Origin of the sequence: Cyanobium sp. ATX 6A2, from assembly GCF_024346355.1 — a bacterium.
GTDB lineage: Bacteria > Cyanobacteriota > Cyanobacteriia > PCC-6307 > Cyanobiaceae > NIES-981.
In genome coordinates this window covers 53,010-70,827 of sequence record NZ_JAGQCU010000015.1, presented here as the reverse complement: position 1 = coordinate 70,827, position 17,818 = coordinate 53,010, and the positions used below count along the sequence as shown (strand labels likewise).

Annotated in this window: 18 protein-coding genes; 14 read left to right on the top strand and 4 right to left on the bottom strand. The window is 67.7% G+C overall.

What is annotated here, in order from left to right; genetic code table 11:
* Positions 1 to 308, bottom strand: a 308-nt coding sequence (locus tag KBY96_RS12695) for a hypothetical protein (RefSeq protein WP_254979811.1), incomplete at its 3' end; no start/stop codon positions are given.
* Between the two features lie 320 nt (positions 309 to 628).
* On the opposite strand from KBY96_RS12695, the gene rplJ reads away from it, so the two are divergent.
* Positions 629 to 1,162: a 50S ribosomal protein L10 gene (rplJ, locus tag KBY96_RS12690; protein WP_254979810.1), complete on the top strand. Its 534-nt coding sequence runs from the start codon at positions 629 to 631 to the stop codon at positions 1,160 to 1,162.
* Between the two features lie 77 nt (positions 1,163 to 1,239).
* The gene (gene rplL / locus KBY96_RS12685; RefSeq protein ID WP_254979809.1) at positions 1,240 to 1,623 is read left to right on the top strand and encodes a 50S ribosomal protein L7/L12; all 384 of its coding nucleotides are present in this window, start codon (positions 1,240 to 1,242) and stop codon (positions 1,621 to 1,623) included.
* 286 nt (positions 1,624 to 1,909) lie between these two features.
* Here rplL and KBY96_RS12680 read toward each other — a convergent pair whose 3' ends face one another.
* Positions 1,910 to 2,716: a DUF3747 domain-containing protein gene (locus KBY96_RS12680; RefSeq protein WP_254979808.1), complete on the bottom strand. Its 807-nt coding sequence runs from the start codon at positions 2,714 to 2,716 to the stop codon at positions 1,910 to 1,912.
* Positions 2,717 to 2,812: 96 nt separating this feature from the next.
* Between KBY96_RS12680 and KBY96_RS12675 the strand changes: the two genes are divergently transcribed.
* The 6 genes from KBY96_RS12675 (at position 2,813) to KBY96_RS12650 (ending at position 9,472) form a co-directional block, all read left to right on the top strand.
* Positions 2,813 to 3,622 carry a ribonuclease H gene (locus tag KBY96_RS12675; RefSeq protein WP_254979807.1) on the top strand — a complete coding sequence of 270 codons (810 nt, stop codon included), beginning with the start codon at positions 2,813 to 2,815 and terminating at the stop codon, positions 3,620 to 3,622.
* On the top strand, positions 3,619 to 4,794 hold the full coding sequence (locus tag KBY96_RS12670; RefSeq protein ID WP_254979806.1) for a quinone-dependent dihydroorotate dehydrogenase: 1,176 nt from the start codon (positions 3,619 to 3,621) through the stop codon (positions 4,792 to 4,794). Before KBY96_RS12675 ends, KBY96_RS12670 begins: the two co-directional genes overlap by 4 nt.
* Before the next feature lie 40 nt (positions 4,795 to 4,834).
* Entirely contained in the window at positions 4,835 to 5,713 is an 879-nt protein-coding gene (locus KBY96_RS12665; RefSeq protein WP_254979805.1) for a hypothetical protein, read from the top strand.
* Positions 5,710 to 6,417, top strand: a complete 708-nt coding sequence (locus tag KBY96_RS12660; RefSeq protein ID WP_254979804.1) for a PilN domain-containing protein — start codon at positions 5,710 to 5,712, stop codon at positions 6,415 to 6,417. The genes KBY96_RS12665 and KBY96_RS12660 overlap by 4 nt, the downstream gene beginning before the upstream one ends.
* Entirely contained in the window at positions 6,414 to 7,175 is a 762-nt protein-coding gene (locus tag KBY96_RS12655) for a hypothetical protein (RefSeq protein ID WP_254979803.1), read from the top strand. Before KBY96_RS12660 ends, KBY96_RS12655 begins: the two co-directional genes overlap by 4 nt.
* Positions 7,176 to 7,315: 140 nt before the next feature.
* The gene (locus tag KBY96_RS12650) at positions 7,316 to 9,472 is read left to right on the top strand and encodes a type II secretion system protein GspD (protein WP_254979802.1); all 2,157 of its coding nucleotides are present in this window, start codon (positions 7,316 to 7,318) and stop codon (positions 9,470 to 9,472) included.
* Positions 9,473 to 9,493: 21 nt separating this feature from the next.
* Here the strand turns inward: KBY96_RS12650 and KBY96_RS12645 are convergent, their stop codons facing one another.
* Positions 9,494 to 10,408: a hypothetical protein gene (locus KBY96_RS12645; RefSeq protein ID WP_254979801.1), complete on the bottom strand. Its 915-nt coding sequence runs from the start codon at positions 10,406 to 10,408 to the stop codon at positions 9,494 to 9,496.
* A 223-nt stretch (positions 10,409 to 10,631) separates the two neighbouring features.
* On the opposite strand from KBY96_RS12645, the gene KBY96_RS16435 reads away from it, so the two are divergent.
* From KBY96_RS16435 to KBY96_RS12615, 6 genes are all read left to right on the top strand, one after another.
* Positions 10,632 to 11,444: a DUF4115 domain-containing protein gene (locus KBY96_RS16435; protein WP_254979800.1), complete on the top strand. Its 813-nt coding sequence runs from the start codon at positions 10,632 to 10,634 to the stop codon at positions 11,442 to 11,444.
* Between the two features lie 17 nt (positions 11,445 to 11,461).
* The gene (locus KBY96_RS12635; RefSeq protein WP_396122326.1) at positions 11,462 to 12,871 is read left to right on the top strand and encodes a nucleotide sugar dehydrogenase; all 1,410 of its coding nucleotides are present in this window, start codon (positions 11,462 to 11,464) and stop codon (positions 12,869 to 12,871) included.
* A gap of 3 nt (positions 12,872 to 12,874) precedes the next feature.
* Positions 12,875 to 13,819, top strand: a complete 945-nt coding sequence (locus KBY96_RS12630; RefSeq protein ID WP_254979798.1) for a UDP-glucuronic acid decarboxylase family protein — start codon at positions 12,875 to 12,877, stop codon at positions 13,817 to 13,819.
* Positions 13,819 to 14,859: an NAD-dependent epimerase/dehydratase family protein gene (locus KBY96_RS12625; protein ID WP_254979797.1), complete on the top strand. Its 1,041-nt coding sequence runs from the start codon at positions 13,819 to 13,821 to the stop codon at positions 14,857 to 14,859. Before KBY96_RS12630 ends, KBY96_RS12625 begins: the two co-directional genes overlap by 1 nt.
* 49 nt (positions 14,860 to 14,908) lie before the next feature.
* Complete coding sequence (hisS, locus tag KBY96_RS12620; RefSeq protein ID WP_254979796.1) at positions 14,909 to 16,192, top strand: histidine--tRNA ligase; 1,284 nt, start codon at positions 14,909 to 14,911, stop codon at positions 16,190 to 16,192.
* Between the two features lie 88 nt (positions 16,193 to 16,280).
* A complete protein-coding gene (locus KBY96_RS12615; RefSeq protein ID WP_254979795.1) occupies positions 16,281 to 17,111 on the top strand; it encodes an LpxI family protein in 831 nt (276 codons plus the stop codon).
* On the opposite strand, the gene hisB is transcribed toward KBY96_RS12615, so the two are convergent.
* Positions 17,108 to 17,740: an imidazoleglycerol-phosphate dehydratase HisB gene (gene hisB, locus KBY96_RS12610; RefSeq protein ID WP_254979794.1), complete on the bottom strand. Its 633-nt coding sequence runs from the start codon at positions 17,738 to 17,740 to the stop codon at positions 17,108 to 17,110. The genes KBY96_RS12615 and hisB overlap by 4 nt on opposite strands.
* Positions 17,741 to 17,818 lie beyond the last annotated feature (78 nt).

Genomic DNA, 17,818 nt, shown 5'->3' with positions numbered 1-17,818 from the left:
GTGCGCTTCTTGGCGGTGGCCTGCTCGTAGTCACCGAATCCGAGCTGCTTGCTGCCCATCATCCCAGTGCGTACCAGCGATTGCAGAGGTATTTTCGCGCGGATGGCGCGGGTTTTCCAGAGCCTCCTTAAGACTGAAACTGGAGGCTGATGGCGGACACCGGTTCCCAGGGTTCCGGTGACTGACCATGGGTGTAGGGGAGCTCTTGGGCTTCTTCGATAGGCATTGGTGAAATCCTTACCACGCTTCATTTCAGCCTGGATCTCAGGCTCGTCTTGTTTGGAGCCTGCCAGCCTGCTCTTTGGCATGGGCTGGCTTGACGCTGGCATGCAACCTGCTAGTGTTGGGAGCTGGCGTAAGCCAGACGGGCACGCGCCCGACCCCAGACAGCAGGTTGCCTGAACCGATCGATTGGCCGTTTCCCCGGCTGTCGTATCGCTCAGGCGTAAGTCCCGCCGAGGTGAACGCGACAGGTTTCAGCTTCCCGTGCACCAGCGGCATTTTGTCGTTGGCGAATGGTTCGGCTCCGGAACATGCAGCGGCCTCGCCACCTTCCTCAGCCGGATCCCGGCAGAGGCGGTGTCCCAGGGCCGCGTACCCAGCTTGTTCCCCCGATTCGTTCTTCCCTATGGGCCGCACGCTCGAGAACAAGCAACAGATCGTCGAAGAGCTCAAGGGGCTCCTCGGTGAGACCGAAATGGCGCTGGTTCTTGATTTCAAGGGCCTCACCATCAAGGAGATGTCTGACCTGCGGACCCGTCTGCAGGCCAGCGACGGCATCTGCAAGGTGACCAAAAACACCTTGATGCGCCGTGCCATTGATGGCGACAGCGCCTGGTCGGAACTCGATTCCCTGCTCACCGGCACCAACGCCTTCGTGCTCGTCAAGGGCGACGTGGGTGGTGCGGTGAAGGCCGTGCAGTCCTTCCAGAAGGACACCAAGAAGTCGGAGGTGAAGGGCGGCCTGTTCGAAGGCAAGCTCCTCTCCCAGAACGACGTCGAGGCCATCGGGGATCTGCCCTCCAAGGAGGTGCTCATGGCCCAGATCGCCGGTGCGATCAATGCCGTGGCCACCCAGCTGGCGGTGGGCATCAACGAAGTTCCCTCCGGGCTCGCCCGGGCGCTCAAGCAGCACGCCGATGGCGAGGGTTCGGCCTCCTGAGGCTTCTCCCCGCGATCGGCCCTGCCGGGCTCCATCGATCTCTCTGCTTCCCACAGATCTGTTGCTGATTCCCAACCATGACCGCTACCACTGACCAGATTCTCGACCAGCTCAAAACCCTCTCCCTGCTCGAAGCCTCTGAGCTCGTCAAGCAGATCGAAGAGGCCTTCGGTGTGTCCGCCGCCGCTTCCGCCGGCGTGGTGATGGCCGCCGCTCCCGCCGCCGCCGCTGAGGCCGTTGAGGAGCAAACCGAGTTCGACGTGATCCTCGACGGCTTCGATCCCGCCGCCAAGATCAAGGTGCTCAAGGCCGTGCGCGAAGCCACCGGGCTCGGCCTGGGCGACGCCAAGGCCCTCGTGGAAGCCGCTCCCAAGGCGGTGAAGGAAGGCATCTCCAAGGACGACGCCGAAGCCCTCAAGAAGGCCATCGAGGAGGTGGGCGGCAAGGTCACCATCAAGTGATCAGCTGCCGTTAACGGTCCGCAGCAGCGGACCGCCTCAGCCGGCCCCTCGGGGCCGGCTTTTTCATGGCCCGTGGGGGCCCCATGGGTTACCGCGGGCTGGCTGATGGCTGGCGCCTGAACGAAAAAAAGCCCCGCCAAAGGCGGGGCTCAGGATATTGGAACGGGTTTCGGGAGTCTGTCCTCGTTTCGACCCCGAAGTGGTCGTTCCGCACTCCTCACACTTCGTGAAGTTAAGGGGCCTGCCGGGTGGCTGCAAGGCCGCGGGGACACTCGCGGAACTGGGCTCAGGGCCGGTAGGGCACCACCTGCAGCGCCACCACACCGCTGGCCTCGCTCTCCGCGCTCGGCTGCTCCCAGGAGCGACCGCGCGAGCCCCCCAGGCGCAGGCTCTCCAGCCGGGCCAGCCGTGAGCTGGCGGGCTGGCTGCGGGTGTTCTGGCTGGGGCTGGCGACCAGGCGGGTGGCGCTCTCGATCGGGCTGGGCGGCGGCGGCGGCGTGGCCAGGCCCAGCAGCTCTCCGCCGCCGGCATGGGCCCGGGCCAGCAGCACCGGCAGGGGCTCCGCGTTGGTCACGTAGAGGTGGTTGAGGCTCCGGCCCTCGAAGCTGCGGCGGCCGAAGCTCCAGCCCTCGGCGAGCTGCAGTTCCACCAGGCCGTTGCCGGTCGCTTCGGCACTGCCCACCAGCAGCGGGGTGGCCTGCTCGGGGCTGGTGGCGAGCAGCTCCAGGCGGGGGCCGCGGCTCTCAACCCGCAGCCGCCAGGGGTGGCTCAGGTCGTTGCCGGCGATCCGCAGCGAGTAGGCGCTGCTGGAGGAGTAGAGGCCGCAGCTGCCGGCGGGCAGGTTCTTCTCGTAGGTGGTCACCGAGCCGTCCTCGAAGCGCCGCCAGCAGGGGGGTGCGGGTTCGAGTTGCTCCAGCACCACCAGGTTCCAGCGGTCACCGCTGAGGGGCTGGGCCAGGGCGATGGTGCGCTCGGCATCCACCGGAGTGCTGTCGAACGGCGCGGCGGCCTTGGCGAACTGCTGGGGCAGCACAGCGGCACCGCTTGTGCCCAGGGCCACCGCCCCAGCGGCCGCCAGGTAGGTTCGCTTCAACCTGAGCTTGTGCCTGAAGGTCATCGCTGTGCTCCTGGCCTTGGGGGGCGTGGACAGATCAGGAGGGTTGTCTAGCTGAGATCGGAGCGTTGTCCAGTGGCGGAGGAGCCGGTGAGGGTGGTGGCCGCGGCCTGCGACGGGGCCTGCAGCGGCAATCCCGGGCCCGGCGGCTGGGGTGCCCTGCTGCGCTTCGAGGACGGCACGGTGCGGGAGCTGGGCGGTGCCGCCGCGGCCACCACCAACAACCGCATGGAGCTCACGGCCGCCCTGGCCCTGATGGAGGCGCTGCGCGCCCTGCCCCGCCACCCCGATCTGGTGATCCGCACCGACAGCCGCTATCTGATTGATGGCCTGGAGCGCTGGATCCACGGCTGGAAGCGCAAGGGCTGGCGCACCGCCTCCGGTGGTGCGGTGCTCAACCGTGACCTCTGGGAGCAGCTCGACCGTGCCCGGCTGGCCGATGTGACCCTGCGCCACGTGCGCGGCCACAGCGGCGATCCCGACAACGACCGCTGCGACGCCATCGCCGTGGCCTTCTCCCGCGCTCAGCGGCCCCGGCTGGCCGATGGGTCCAGCCCCGTCGTCGCCCCGCCTGCCGCCGATCCCGCCAGCGATGGTGTGGCCAGCGATCCCGTGGCCAGCGACACGGTGGAGAGCGAGCAGGCTCCGCCGGAGCTGCGGCGCCTGCTCAGCCGTCTGGAGCTCGCCGATCGCCTGGCCCGCGGCGACCATGGTCTCAGCCTGGTGGAACTGGCCCAGCTGGTGCAGCAGCCCCTCAGCCGCCTGGAGCGCCGCAGGGCGCCCTGGACCTGGCGCGACTGGCAGGTGGAGCCCCTGGCCGACGGCCGCTGGCGCCTGCGGCGTGGGACGTCAGGATTGCCCCAGCAGGATCAGGGGCAGGCGTGAAAGAGGGGAGTGCGGCAGGCAGTACCACCGGGCCGCTGTATGAACGCCTGGTGGGGCCCCTGCTCAGTCGCGATGAGGGGGCCGACGCCGAGCAGCTCAGCCAGTTCACCCTGGCGGCCCTGGGGCAGGCCTCCCTGCGGCGCGGCTGGCCCCTGGTGAGTGGGGTGCTGGCCGGCCTCGGCGCCGAGCTGCGCCACCAGGATCCCCGGCTGGAGCAGACGCTGTTCGGCTGCCGCTTCACCAACCCGGTGGGCCTGGCGGCCGGCTTCGACAAGAACGGTGTCGCCGCCGCCATCTGGCACCTGTTCGGCTTCGGCTTCGCCGAGCTGGGCACGATCACCGCTCAGGCCCAGAGCGGCAACCCCCGCCCGCGCCTGTTCCGCCTGGCGGCCGAGGGGGCTGCCCTCAATCGCATGGGCTTCAACAACCGCGGCGCCCAGGCCTGCCGCCGGCTGCTGGAGCGCCAGCGCCTGAACGTGCCCGGCCAGCGGCCGGCAGTGCTGGGCATCAACCTGGGCAAGTCGAGGCTCACGCCGCTGGAGCAGGCCCCCGACGACTACGCCGCCTCCCTGGAGCTGCTGGCTCCCCTGGCCGACTACGCCGTGATCAATGTGAGCTCCCCCAACACTCCCGGGTTGCGGGATCTGCAGGACGAGGTGCTGCTGCGCCGGCTGGTGGAGCGGTTGCGGCGCCTGCCCGGCTGTCCGCCGCTGCTGGTGAAGATCGCCCCCGACCTGGAGGACGACGCCATCGACGCCATCGCCCGGCTGGCCTACCAGGAGGGCCTGGCGGGGGTGATCGCGGTGAACACCAGCCTCGACCGCCTGGGGCTGGAGGGGCGGCGCCTGCCCCAGACGGGCCGCACCCTGGCCGAAGAGGCCGGCGGGCTCAGCGGCGCCCCCCTGCGGCAGCGGGCCCTGGAGGTGCTGCGGCGGCTGCGGGCCACGGCGGGCCCGGCCCTGCCCCTGATCGGCGTGGGTGGCATCGACTCCCCGGAGACGGCCTGGGAGCGGATCAGCGCCGGGGCGTCGCTGGTGCAGCTCTACACCGGCTGGATTTACCGCGGCCCGGCCCTGGTGCCGCGGATCCTGGAGGGCCTGAGCGATCAGCTCGACCGCCATGGCCTCGGCCATATCGGTGAAGCGGTGGGCTCCGGGATGGCGTGGCGCTGAAAGTCGGGTAGTTTCATCCCAACTTGCACGGTGTGCGGTGGTGCTGGCGGGGATCCAGGAAAAGTGGCTACCCCTGCGGGCTGAACTCTTTCCTCAGATCGTGTTGCTCGATCTGAGCCACCCTCAATTGCTGATCGGCCAGGCCCTCAAGGGCGGCAAGCCGGTGGAGCCGCTGTGGACGGCGCCGGTGCCGGCCCGCACCCTGCGCGATGGTGTGCCGATCGTGCGCGATGCCCTGGGGGATTTCATCGGCGATCTGCTGCTCGAGCACAGCCGCCCCTATGCCGGCCTGGTGGTGGCGCTGCCCCGGGTGCTCGGCCAGTGGCGGGTGATCGAGTGGCCCCGCGGCCCTGAACCCAGCGACCCGGTCGCGGCCATGCGGGCCCGCGGCGCCGACCTGGGCTGGTCCTTCGGTCTCCATGAGGCCTACGTCGACGTCCAGCCCCTGCCGGGCGCAGGGTCCTGTTCGCTCCTGGCAGGGGCCTCCCGCCAGGCGGTGGAGGCCTGGATCGATGTGTTCGCCATCGCTGGCGGCACCCTGCGTCACCTGTTCCCGTCCCAGGTGGCTCTGATGGCGGCCCTGCAGCCGGAGCTCGAGCAGGCCCAGCCCGGCGAGCTGGTGGCGCTGCTGCAGCCCACCACCAGCGACTGCCAGCTGGTGGTGTGGCGTGACGGCATCCCCGAATACGAGCGCATCCTGCCGCTGGCGCTCGACCAGCTGGTGCCCGTGCTGCGCCAGACCCTGGGCTTCTGCCGCAGCCGTCTCGGTGCTTCGGGGGTACGGCTGATCCTGGCTGAACCCCTCGAAGGCAGTGACGCCATCGCCCAGCAGCTGGGGGTGCCGCTGGCCATCGCCGATCGCGGCGACTACGGTTCGGTGCATCTGCAGGGCCTGGGGTTGCTGGAGGCGGTGCTATGAGCGCCACACCCTTTGATCTGCTCCGAGAGAAGCGCGAGGAGCTGGGCCTGCTGGAGCCGGCCGAGGCCTCGGCCCTCTCCCGGGAAACCCTGCTCAAGGGAGTGGTGATCGGGGCGGTGCTGCTCGGCGTGACGCTGGGGGTTTGGGCGCTGCTGGCGCTGCGGTCCACCATGCAGGCCTCGAGGCTCGAGAAGCTGGAAACGGTGGAGGCGGAGGTGGAGCAGTTCGAAACCCGGCTGCAGGGCGAGCGCGCCAAACTCACCCAGCTCAACAGCGCCAACCAGGAGCTGGTGAAGGGCCTGATCGGCGCCCGTTCCGGCTCGGCCCTGATGCGCGATTTGCAGCTGCGGGTGCCCCAGGGCATTCAGCTCACCGAGGCCACCGAGCAGGGCAGTGCCCTCACGATCAAGGGCAAGGCCCGTGATCCCCAGGCCTTCGAGCGGATCAATGCCCTGCAACTCGATCTCAAGCGCTCCCCCCTGGTGGATCCCAATCAGGTGCGCCTGGTGAAGGGCTCCCGCCAGTTGCAGGCCGGCAGCTCCGGCGGCCCGTCCACCTCGGCCGACACCGTCGACTTCGAACTGGTGGTGGGCTTCCGTCCCTCGATTCCACCGGCTGCCGAGAAGGCGATCCTGGAGGAACTGGGTTCTGATGGCCTGGCCCGACGTCTGTCCCTGCTGGAGCAGGAGGGGGTGCTGCAATGACCAACTTCCAGCAGGCCGCCAACCGCGAGCAGCAACTGCTGCAGCAGCGTTTGCTGCTGGGGATTCCCGTCGGCATCGGTGCCGTGCTGGCGGCAGTGGTGTTCGGCGCGGCTGTGGTGCCTCAGTGGCTGAACCTCCGCGCCAACCGCGCCCGCATCGACCAGATCGAGGACATGGAGCAGCGCCTGCCCCTGCTGCGCGACCAGTTGGCCAAAACCTCCGCCGATCAGGAGCAGGCCGGCCGCCGCCGCCAGCAGATCCTCACCCTGATCCAGGGCAGCGGTGAGTTCAACACCTTCCTGGCCCAGCTGGATCGTGAGGCCCGCACCCACCGGGTGCAGCTCGATCTGTTCGAACCGGTGGTGGCCCCCCCGGCCGCGGAACCCACCGCTGAGCCCGAGGCAGGAGGAGAAGCCCCGGCTGAAGCGGCCCCCAAGCCCCCCCTTGAGGCAGCGGGTCTGGCCAAGGAAACGGTGCTGCTCACGGCCCAGGGCCCCTACCCCAACCTGCTGGCCTTCGTGCGGGCCGTGGAGCGCCTCAGCTTGCTGGTGGTGCCGAGTGATTTCGCCATCTCGCTGGTGGAGCTGCCCACCCCGGCCGGTGCTCCAGAGCCTGCCGCGAATGCTCCCAAGCCCACGGCGCCGCAACTCAAGTTGCTGCTCACGTACTACACCGCACCTTCGGGTAATGGGGCCTCTGCGGCTCCAGCAGAAGCCGGCGATTCAGCCCCCACTGGTGATGGCCAACCCCCCACCTGAACAAACCCGCCACCGCTGGTGTTGAACCCATGAACTCTCGGTACAGTCCCTTCACGATGCGGTTTCAGGCGTTGGCGCGGTCACCACACACCCGTTTCCTGGCTGCGGCTCTCGCAGCTGGCGCTGCATCCCTGCCTCTGGTGGGAGTTCCGGTTGAGGCCAAGAGCCCTGAGCCAACCGAGCCCGCAGCCGCGCCTGCTGAGGATCTGCTGGCCCAGGCCTCGCGGGCCGGAACCAACGAGCTCCAGCTTCGCGCCCGGCGGTTCCCCGATGCGGTGGAGCTGGTGATCGAGGGGGCTGGCAGCAGTCCTCAGTTGCAGCAATCGGGCACCGCCTCCAGGTGGCAGGGCCGCCTGTCTGTGCCTTCGGCCTCCGGCCTGCGCAATGGCCCGCAGCGGCTGTCGATGCCGGAGCTGGGCTTTCAATCCGTCAGTTTTGACGGTTCTGACGGCAACTTCATGCTGTCCGTTGAGGCCTCCCCCGGCATCAATCTGGGCCGTCCGGTGGTGAGCTCCGACGGCCGGGATCTGATCCTCACTTTCGCCTCCCCCGTGCCCCAGGCCCGGCTGCAGGTTAACCGCGCCAATCTCAGCCAGCCTGGCGCCGTGCCGCTGCCCACCTACGCCCCGCCGTTGCAGCCCCGGGCCGTGGCACCACCGCTGGGGGACATGGCGGTGGGCACGATGACGATGCGCAGCCCCGGCTTCCTCAACGTCTCCGGACCGCCGGTGACGATGACGCTCAAGAACGCCCCGGCCCGTGATGCCCTGATGGCGCTAGCCCAGCTCGGGGGCTATGGATTCGCCTATGTGGACAACACCACCTCCGACCCGGCAGCCTCAGCCGGCGCGCGACCAATTTCGGTGGCCTTCCGCAATGAGAGCTACTCCAACGCGATGAATACCACTCTGTTGTCTGCGGGACTTCAGGGAAAGCGCGAGGGCAACGTGATCTTTGCGGGCCCCAATGCCCTTGGCAGTGGGATCGGAGCTCAGGTCTCCAAGGTGTATCGTTTGAATCAGGTTGGCCCTAATGCCGCAGCCGATTACCTGGCCAACTTGGGCGCTACGATTACCAAAACAGACACCATCATCACTTCGGTGACATCAGGTGTCGCTGAATCCGACCTGGTTGCCCGCAGTCTGGCCTCTCAGACCACGCAGAGCCAGGCGGTCACACAGGTGCGTGAATTCGGTGCTGCCCGTGGCCCCCTGGTGGGCCTGCGGGCCACCACGGACACCCGCCTGGGGACCATCACCATGGTTGGATCGCCCGACATCATAGCGATCGGAGAGCATTACCTCAAGCAGCTCGATCTCAGGCAGCGACAGGTTGCGCTTTCACTCAAGATTCTGGACGTGGATCTTGGTAACGACACCGAGATCGACAACAGCTTCGCCATCCGCTGGGGGGACACGTTCATCGTCAATGACCGGGGCTCACTACTGGGGGCGTTCGGTCGTGCACTTCCGCCCACCTTCAGGCCCGGTGCTGCTGAGGTAAATCCCGGTCTGGGCTTCAGTCCACCTGCAGCCAACCCCGGCCTGGCCTATCCGGAAAACGAGTTCTTCAATTTCCTTCGGGCTCAGATCGTTTCTCGAAACACCAAGCTGCTCGCAAGCCCCACCCTGATCCTCCAGGAGAATGCCTCCCTGTTGCGCTCGGGGACAGAGGGCAGCGTTCAGGACATCGATGATGATGTTCGCCAAGGGATTCGGGATATCGGCATCGATTCGCCCATTGGCAGACGGCGGGCCAATGAAGGCGTCGTTCGGGTTGGTACAAACGTGGTTACCAACTACGAAACCAACGAAACTCAAGGCGTGATCAGCTGCACCCCCGAGCTGTCCACGGCTGGATTGGTGCTTGGAGCACGTGTGGAGAAGATCGACGACAATGGTTTTGTCACCTTCACCCTCTCGCCCAGCATTTCGGCGGTGGTTGATCAGGAGCCTGCACCGTCGGGATGTGGTGCCCCGTTGAACATCCTCAGCATCCGCAGTCTTGATACGGGGGCACTCCGTGTCCGTGACGGTCAGACTCTGATCCTCACCGGTGTGATTTCCGATTTCACGCGCTCGGAGGTGTCCAAGTGGCCGATTCTGGGAGATATCCCCCTGATTGGTCAGTTCTTCAGGGCGACAGTCAATCAGCGTGAGAAGCGCGAACTGGTGATATTGGTGTCGCCACGTATCATCAATGATGATGACGGCGGTATGTTTGGTTATGGTTTTCAGCCGTCGGCCAACACCGTTCGAAGTCTCCTGGGTGCCCCTGGGCCAGATCAAGGGTTCTAGAGTCGAGACGACCAATTACCCTCAGGCGAGAAGCGGTTCCGTCGTTGGCGGCCTGTCAAACTCTGGATTGAAAATATCGTCTGGAATCGGATTGAAGACCGAGCTCCCCGGGGGGCGCACGAAGTTGGGTTGCTCCTCCAAGGGGGTGGGCTCGGCTAACCCAAATTCGTCGATCGGCTGGCCGTCGCGCCTGCGCCAACGGTTTCTGCCGCGCTCGAAATAGGTGTCACGGAGAACGAGCCGTTCCAGGTTGCGTGCCTTGAACAAGGCCACGCGAGTTTGCTCGGAATCGTCGACATCAACGAATCTGACCCGTAGGTTGGCGTTGCCGGCTTTGCGTAGAAAGACGTCGATCTCACTTTCGTATTCGTCGAAAAAGAGTGTATCGACTGCCTTTCCGGATTTGGAGCCTTCGATGATGGCGTCGAAGTTGGCGCCGCTGAGATAAAAGTTATTGGCCCCTCTCGATTTTCCGGTGAGCGTGTCAAGGGCTCCTTGTTTCTGATCAAACTCATCCCAGCGGCCGTTGGAAATCCAGCGTGTTCGGGCCTGCGCAGGAAGTTTCGGCAAGCTCGAGCCGAACTCGTCACGAAATATTCTGCCTATTCTCAGGGTTCCGTCCAGCAGATCTACTCTGCGAACGCCAATGGCCTGAACTGTTTGAGGCGGCGACTGATTCTCTCCAATTGCTGTTCTAAACTGTATGGAAAAAGTGCCGCCCCGCGTGATTGAGGAGTAGCTGATGTCGCTTGTGGAAAAGGGAAGTTCGAGGCTGTTTTTTCCTTGCCCTCCATAGGCGAAGACGCTCGTGTAGAAGTCGCTTTGTCGTCGCATTACGAAGCGATCATTGCGATCGCTTCCGAAATATGTCTTTCGATAGGGAATATCGAAATCATTCTCTGGCTTTCTGCCGAGTAGTCGAACCTCGTTGGCCATGCCACCACCTGTTTCGCTCAGATTAGGGGGGCGCTTGAATGGGAGTCAACGTTTCCGGCCCCATGCATGCCGCGATGCACCTGCCGTGCTGAAGCCTCTGGGCACGGGTCTGCTGTCTTGGCCCCGGAACACTCTCGGGCTACCGTCCTGTTGAGACGGCCATGGACCGGCTGGCCCGCACCCCCTCCCTCCACGACCTCAGGTCGTCAGGCCTGTCTTTCCGGTGAACCAACCCCCTGCCCCTGGTTTCTCCAGCGATCCCGAGGCCGACGACACCTCCACCGAGGCTCTCGAACAGGAACTCGAGAGCGTCAAGGCCGAACTGGAGGAGTACCAGGGGCTGATCGAGGAGTTGCCGTCGATTTACGAAGGTAAATTCCAGCACCAGTTGCGCGATGTCGCCCAAAACATCCGCCGCCTGCTGGATGAGCGGCAGGGCCTGCAGCAGCAGATCGAGCGTGCTCTCCAGGGCGGCGAATCTTCGGCGGCCCTGCCGGCCGCTGCAGTGGACTCATCCGAAGACCCAACTCCCAGCGCCGTGGCCCCTGAGCCGGCTGCCTCCGAAGCCACGCCAGCGGCTCGGCAGGGCCCGGCCCGCCTGATCCTGTTGTCTGCGATCACGGCCCTGGTGGTGGCTGCTTTGGTGGCGGCGCTGGGCCTGTGGAACCGCTCCCGCACGCCTCAGCTCGCCGCTCCCGCCGCGCCCACCCCCGCCGCGCCCGCGCCCCCTGCCGCCGAGGAGGCTGAACCCAGCCCGGATGCCGCCCCCCTGAGCCCAGACAGCCTGCTCCTGCGGGCCCAGGGCGAATGCTGGCTGGAGCTGCAGACCCTTGATGGTCGACGCGTGTTCATGGGCACGCTCCAGAAGGGAGAAGAACGCCGCCTTGCCCTTGGTGACGGACTGCGGCTGTTGGCCGGACGCCCCGATCTGCTGGAGCTGGCCATCGGCACCAACGACTTCAGCACCCTGGGCTCCATTGAGCAGATCGAGTGGACCACCCTGCGCCCGCAGGACCCGGTGGAGGACGCGTCGTAACGTCGCCGACGCGCCGAATCGATTGTGTGAGCGGAATTCATTGCATCTGCTGCATCGGCGCGGGCTACGTGGGCGGCCCCACGATGGCGGTGATCGCCGATCGCTGCCCGGATGTGCAGGTGACGGTGGTGGACCTGAATGCCGAGCGGATCGCGGCCTGGAATGATCCCGACCTGAGCAAGCTGCCGGTGTATGAGCCGGGGCTGGATGCGGTGGTGGGCCGCTGCCGGGGCCGCAACCTGCACTTCTCCACCGAGGTGGAGGCGGCGATCGCGGCGGCCGACATGGTGTTCCTGTCGGTGAACACCCCCACCAAGACGAAGGGCCTGGGTGCGGGCCAGGCCAGCGATCTCAAGTGGGTGGAGGCCAGCGCCCGCACCGTGGCCAAGGCGGCAAAGGGCCACACAATCGTGGTGGAGAAGAGCACCCTGCCGGTGCGCACGGCTGAGGCGGTGAAGACGATCCTGGCCGCCGCCCCCGCAGGTGCCCCCGGCGGCAATGGTGATCGCACGTTTGCCGTTCTCTCCAACCCCGAATTCCTGGCCGAGGGCACAGCGATCGGCGATCTGGAGGCTCCCGATCGGGTGCTGATCGGCGGGGAAGACCCGCAAGCGATCGCGGCCCTGGCGGCGATCTACGGCCAGTGGGTGCCGGAAGAGCGGATCCTCACCACCAACCTGTGGAGCAGCGAGCTGAGCAAGCTCACCGCCAACGCCTTCCTGGCCCAGCGGATCAGCTCGATCAATGGCATCGCCGCCTTCTGTGAGGCGACAGGGGCCGATGTGCGCGAGGTGGCCAAGGCGATCGGGGCCGACAGCCGCATCGGTTCGAAATTCCTGCAGGCCGGCCCGGGGTTCGGGGGCAGCTGCTTTCAGAAGGACATCCTCAATCTGGTGTATCTGTGCCGGCACTACGGACTGGCGGAGGTGGCGGCTTACTGGGAGCAGGTGGTAACGCTGAACACATGGCAGCAGCGGCGGATCGCGCGGCTGGTGGTGACCAGGCTGTTCGGCACGGTGACGGGGAAACGGATCGGGGTGCTGGGGTTTGCCTTCAAGGCCGATACGAACGACACACGCGAATCACCGGCGATCCGGATCTGCCAAGACCTGCTGGAGGAGGGGGCGGTGCTGCAGATCGTGGACCCGAAGGTGAGCGAGGGGCAGATGGCGCAGGATCTGGGCCAGGCCTCCGGCGAAGGCGAGGGAGACGGCAGCTGGCGGCTGGTGCCGGATGTGGTGCAGGCCGCCAGCGGCGCCGATGCGCTGCTGCTGCTCACCGAATGGCAGCAGTTTGCCCAGATCGACTGGGTGGCGATCGCGGCGGTGATGCGGCAGCCGGCCTGGCTGTTCGACGCGCGGGCCAAGGCCGATGGGGCGGCGGCGCGGGCGGCGGGGCTGAACGTGTGGACCGTGGGGGAGGGCTGAACGATGCCGGCTGCGGTGCTGCGCAACCTGATCACCGGTGGGGCCGGCTTCCTGGGCTCCCATCTTCTGGACCGGCTGATGGAGGCGGGCGAGGAGGTGATCTGCCTCGACAACTACTTCACCGGCCGCAAACAGAACATCGCCCAGTGGATCGGCCATCCGCGCTTCGAGCTGATCCGTCACGACGTGACCGATCCGATCCGGCTGGAGGTGGATCGGATCTGGCACCTGGCCTGCCCTGCCTCGCCGGTGCACTACCAGTTCAACCCGATCAAAACAGCCAAAACCAGCTTTCTTGGCACCTACAACATGCTCGGCCTGGCGCGGCGGGTGGGGGCGCGGCTGCTGCTGGCCAGCACCAGTGAGGTGTATGGCGATCCGGAGGTCCATCCCCAGCCGGAGAGCTACCGGGGCTGCGTGAACACGATCGGCATCCGCAGCTGCTACGACGAGGGCAAGCGCATCGCCGAAACGCTGTGCTTCGACTATCAGCGCATGCACGGAACCGAGATCCGGGTGATGCGCATCTTCAACACCTACGGCCCGCGCATGCTCCCCGATGACGGCCGGGTGGTGAGCAACTTCATCGTGCAGGCCCTGCGCGGCGAGCCGCTCACGCTCTATGGCGACGGCAGCCAGACGCGGTCGTTCTGCTATGTGGACGACCTGATCGAGGGCATGATCCGGCTGATGAATGGGGCGCACAGCGGGCCGATCAACATCGGCAATCCGGGGGAATTCACGATCCGCCAGCTGGCCGAACGGGTGCGCGAGCGCATCAACCCCCAGCTGGAGCTGATCTGCAAACCGCTGCCAGCCGACGACCCCCTGCAGCGCCAGCCGCTGATCGATCTGGCCCGCGCCGAGCTGGGCTGGGAGCCCACGGTGAGCCTGGAGCAGGGCCTGGAGCCCACGATCGCCTGGTTCCGCGAGGCGCTGATCGGCTGATGCCGGCCCCGGTCCTGGTCACCGGCGCCGCCGGCTTCATCGGCGCCGCCGTGTGCGAAAGCCTGCTGCAGCGCGGCGAGCGGGTGATCGGCCTCGACAACCTCAGCCCCTACTATGACCCTGCCCTCAAGCGGGCCCGGCTGGAGCGGATCGCCGCCGCCGCCGGGGCCGCCTCGGGCGCTCAGGGGGGGGGCGGCTGGGGCTTCCACGCCATCGACATCACCGACGCCAAGGCCGTGGCGGAGCTGTTTGCGCGGGAGCGGCCCGATCGGGTGATCCACCTGGCGGCCCAGGCCGGCGTGCGCCACTCGATCGACAATCCCACCGCCTACATCCAGAGCAATCTGGTGGGCTTCAGCGCCATTCTCGAGGGCTGCCGCCACCACGGCGTCGCCCACCTGGTGTACAGCTCCAGCAGCTCGGTGTATGGCGGCAACACCAACCTGCCCTTCAGCGAGCGCCAGCCGGTGAACCACCCGGTGAGCCTCTACGCCGCCACCAAGAAGGCCAACGAGCTGATGGCCCACAGCTACAGCCACCTCTATGGGCTGAGCGCCACGGGCCTGCGCTTCTTCACCGTGTACGGCCCTTGGGGCCGGCCGGACATGGCACCGATGCTGTTCGCCAAGGCGATCCTGGCCGGCGAGCCCATCCGGGTGTTCAACCACGGCCGCATGCGGCGCGACTTCACCTACATCGACGATGTGGTGGAGGGGGTGATCCGCTGCCTCCACAAACCGGCCACGGCCGATCCGGATTTCGATGCCGCCGCGCCCGATCCCGCCACCAGCTGGGCGCCGCACCGCCTGTTCAACATCGGCAACAGCCAGCCGGTGGAGCTGCTGCGCTTCATCGCTGCCCTGGAGCGCTCCCTGGGCCGCGAGGCGATCAAAACCTTCCTGCCCCTGCAGCCCGGCGATGTGGAGGCCACCGCGGCCGACACCACCCTGCTGGAGGCCTGGGTGGGCTTCCGGCCGTTCACGCCCCTGGAGGAGGGGGTGGAGCGCTTCGCGGCCTGGTATCGCAGGCACCACGGCTGAGCGCTGCCCCGTGAGCCAGGCAGACTCAATCCATTCGCCCCGATCCGGCTTGCCTTCGCTCCAGAGCCTGCGCGGCATGGTCGACCTGCTGCCCGACGCCATCGGGCTCTGGCAGCACGTGGAGGCCAGCGCCCGCGAGCACTTCCGCCGCGCCGCCGTGGCCGAGATCCGCACGCCGCTGCTGGAGGTCACCGAGCTGTTCGCCCGCGGCATCGGTGAGGCCACCGACGTGGTGGGCAAGGAGATGTACACCTTCCTCGACCGCGGCGAGCGCAGCTGCACCCTGCGGCCCGAGGGCACCGCTTCGGTGGTGCGGGCCGCCATTCAGCACGGCCTGCTCAGCCAGGGCCCGCAGCGGCTCTGGTACGGCGGGCCGATGTTCCGCTACGAGCGGCCCCAGGCCGGCCGCCAGCGCCAGTTCCACCAGATCGGCCTGGAGCTGCTCGGCTTCGCCGATGCCCGTAGCGATGTGGAGGCGATCGCCATCGCCTGGGATCTGCTCGCCGATCTGGGGGTGGGGGGCCTGGCCCTGGAGCTCAACACCCTCGGCAGCCCCGACGACCGCGCCCGCTACCGCGGTGAGCTGGTGGCCTGGCTCGAGGCCCACCGCGAGCGCCTCGATCCCGACTCCCAGCAGCGCATCGCCACCAACCCCCTGCGGGTGCTCGATTCCAAGGTGCCCGACACCCAGACCCTGCTGGCCGGTGCCCCCACCCTGGCCGATGCCCTGTGCGGCGAGAGCCACGAGCGCTTCGCCCGGGTGCGCCAGGGGCTGGAGGCCCTGGCCATCCCCTTTGAGCTCAACCCCCGGCTGGTGCGCGGCCTCGACTACTACAGCCACACCGCCTTCGAGATCACCAGCAGCCAGCTGGGGGCCCAGGCCACCGTGTGCGGCGGCGGCCGCTACGACGGCCTGGTGCAGCAGCTGGGCGGTGCGCCCACCCCGGCGATCGGCTGGGCCCTGGGCATGGAGCGGCTGGTGCTGCTGCTCAGCCAGGCGGCCCACGTCAGCGCCCCGGCCGCCGTGCCCGATCTCTATGTGGTGAGCCGCGGTGAGGCCGCCGAGGCCCTGGCCCTGCCGGTGGCGCGCCGCTGCCGGGCCTCCGGGCTGGTGGTGGAGCTCGATGGCAGCGGTGCCGCCTTTGCCAAGCAGTTCCGCCGCGCCGACCGCTCCGGAGCCCGCTTCGCCGCCGTGATCGGCGACGCCGAGGCCAGCGAGGGGCTGGCGGTGCTCAAGGATCTGCGCGGGGAGCGCCCCGAGCAGCGGCTGGCCATCGCCGCTCTGGTGGATGTGCTCAGGCAGCTCCTGGCGCGCCGGGAGCCGGTGGCATGACGCCCCAGCACCTGTCCACTCACGACGGCAGGGGCCGGGTTGCGGGCTGTTGACTGCCAGCGACACCCCGCCAGAGCAACCGGCCCGGATGGGAGATCCCAACCTCGCCATCATCGCCGGTTCTGGAGTGCTGCCCCGCATGCTCTCCCGCGCCCTGGAGGCCTCCGGCCGCTCCCACCTCTGTTTCCATCCCCACGGCGTGGAGGTGGAGCTCGACGAGGCCGAGGAGTTCTACTTCGAGCGCTCTATCTCCTTCTTTCGCTCGCTGGAGCGGCGCGGCATCCGCCAGGTGGTGATGGTGGGTAAGTTCCAGCGGCCCCGCGTGCTCAACCCCCTGCGCTTCGAGGGCTCCACCCTGATGGCCGCGCCGCGCATCCTGGCCTCCCTGCGCAAGGGCGACGACGCCTCCCTGCGCTCCCTGGCCGAGATCATCGAGGAACTGGGCCTGGAGGTGGTGGGCGTGGAGGAGGTGGCCCCCCACCTGCTGCCGGAGCCGGGCCTCTACGCCAGCTGCGTGCCGAGTGAGATGGATCGCGCTGATGTGCAGCGGGCGGCCGACATCGTTGAGGTGATCTCGGCGGTGGACGTGGGCCAGGGGGCGGTGGTGGCCGCTGGGCTGTGCCTGGCCACCGAATCCCTGCCCGGCACCGACGCCATGCTCGAGTGGGTGGCGAGCACCCGCGAGCGGCCCCCGCAGGGCACCCGTTCCGGCGTGCTCTACAAGGCGCCCAAAACCAACCAGGACCGGCGCATGGATCTACCGGCCATCGGCCCGGTCACCGTGGCCAAGGCGGCCGCAGCCGGCCTTGCCGGCATCGCCTGGGAGGCCCGCGGCGTTTTGCTGCTCGATGCCGACCAGACCATGGCGGAGGCCGAGCGTCACGGCCTGTTTCTCTGGGCCCGACCCGCCCTGCGTTAGCCCGCTCCGGCCCGCTCCAGCACCCCCTTGCTGCTGGGCACGGCGCCGGCCCGGCGCGGGTCGATCTCGGTGGCCAGGCGCAGGGCCCGGGCGAAGGCCTTGAAGCAGGCCTCCACGATGTGGTGGGCGTTGGCCCCCGCCAGCTGGCGGATGTGCAGGGTGAGTCCGCTGTTGTTTACCACCGCCACGAAGAACTCCTTCACCAGCTCGGTGTCGTAGCTGCCGATCTTCTGGGCTGGAATGGCCAGGTCGTAGCTGAGGTGGGGCCGGCCGGAGCAGTCGAGCGCCACCTGCACCAGGGCCTCATCCAGGGGCGCCAGGAAATGCCCGAAGCGCTGGATGCCGCGCCGGTCGCCCAGGGCCTGGGCGAGGGCCTGACCCACGGCGATGCCCACGTCCTCGTTGGTGTGGTGATCGTCGATGTGGGTGTCGCCCTCGGCGCTGATCTCCAGGTCGAGCAGGCCATGGCTGGCGAGCTGATGGAGCATGTGATCGAGGAAGGGCACGCCGGTGCCCACCTGGCAGCGGCCGCTGCCGTCGAGGTTGAGCTGCACGCGCACATCGGTTTCGCCGGTGACGCGGTGGATGTCGCCTGTGCGGGCTGGCGGTCTGGCGGTGCCGTTCTGCATGGGGAACCCGTGGTGAGGGGAGGGGCGGCGATCAACGCCTGTTGATCATGCCGAAGCCAGCCGCCAGGCGGACCACGG

Coding starts and splice junctions, on each gene's coding strand:
- rplJ (WP_254979810.1), top strand. CDS start 629: ATGGGCCGCACGCTCGAGAACAAGCAACAGATCGTCGAAGAGCTCAAG.
- rplL (WP_254979809.1), top strand. CDS start 1,240: ATGACCGCTACCACTGACCAGATTCTCGACCAGCTCAAAACCCTCTCC.
- KBY96_RS12660 (WP_254979804.1), top strand. CDS start 5,710: ATGAGCGCCACACCCTTTGATCTGCTCCGAGAGAAGCGCGAGGAGCTG.
- KBY96_RS12655 (WP_254979803.1), top strand. CDS start 6,414: ATGACCAACTTCCAGCAGGCCGCCAACCGCGAGCAGCAACTGCTGCAG.
- KBY96_RS12645 (WP_254979801.1), bottom strand. CDS start 10,408: ATGGCCAACGAGGTTCGACTACTCGGCAGAAAGCCAGAGAATGATTTC.
- KBY96_RS12630 (WP_254979798.1), top strand. CDS start 12,875: ATGCCGGCTGCGGTGCTGCGCAACCTGATCACCGGTGGGGCCGGCTTC.
- KBY96_RS12625 (WP_254979797.1), top strand. CDS start 13,819: ATGCCGGCCCCGGTCCTGGTCACCGGCGCCGCCGGCTTCATCGGCGCC.
- KBY96_RS12615 (WP_254979795.1), top strand. CDS start 16,281: ATGGGAGATCCCAACCTCGCCATCATCGCCGGTTCTGGAGTGCTGCCC.
- hisB (WP_254979794.1), bottom strand. CDS start 17,740: ATGCAGAACGGCACCGCCAGACCGCCAGCCCGCACAGGCGACATCCAC.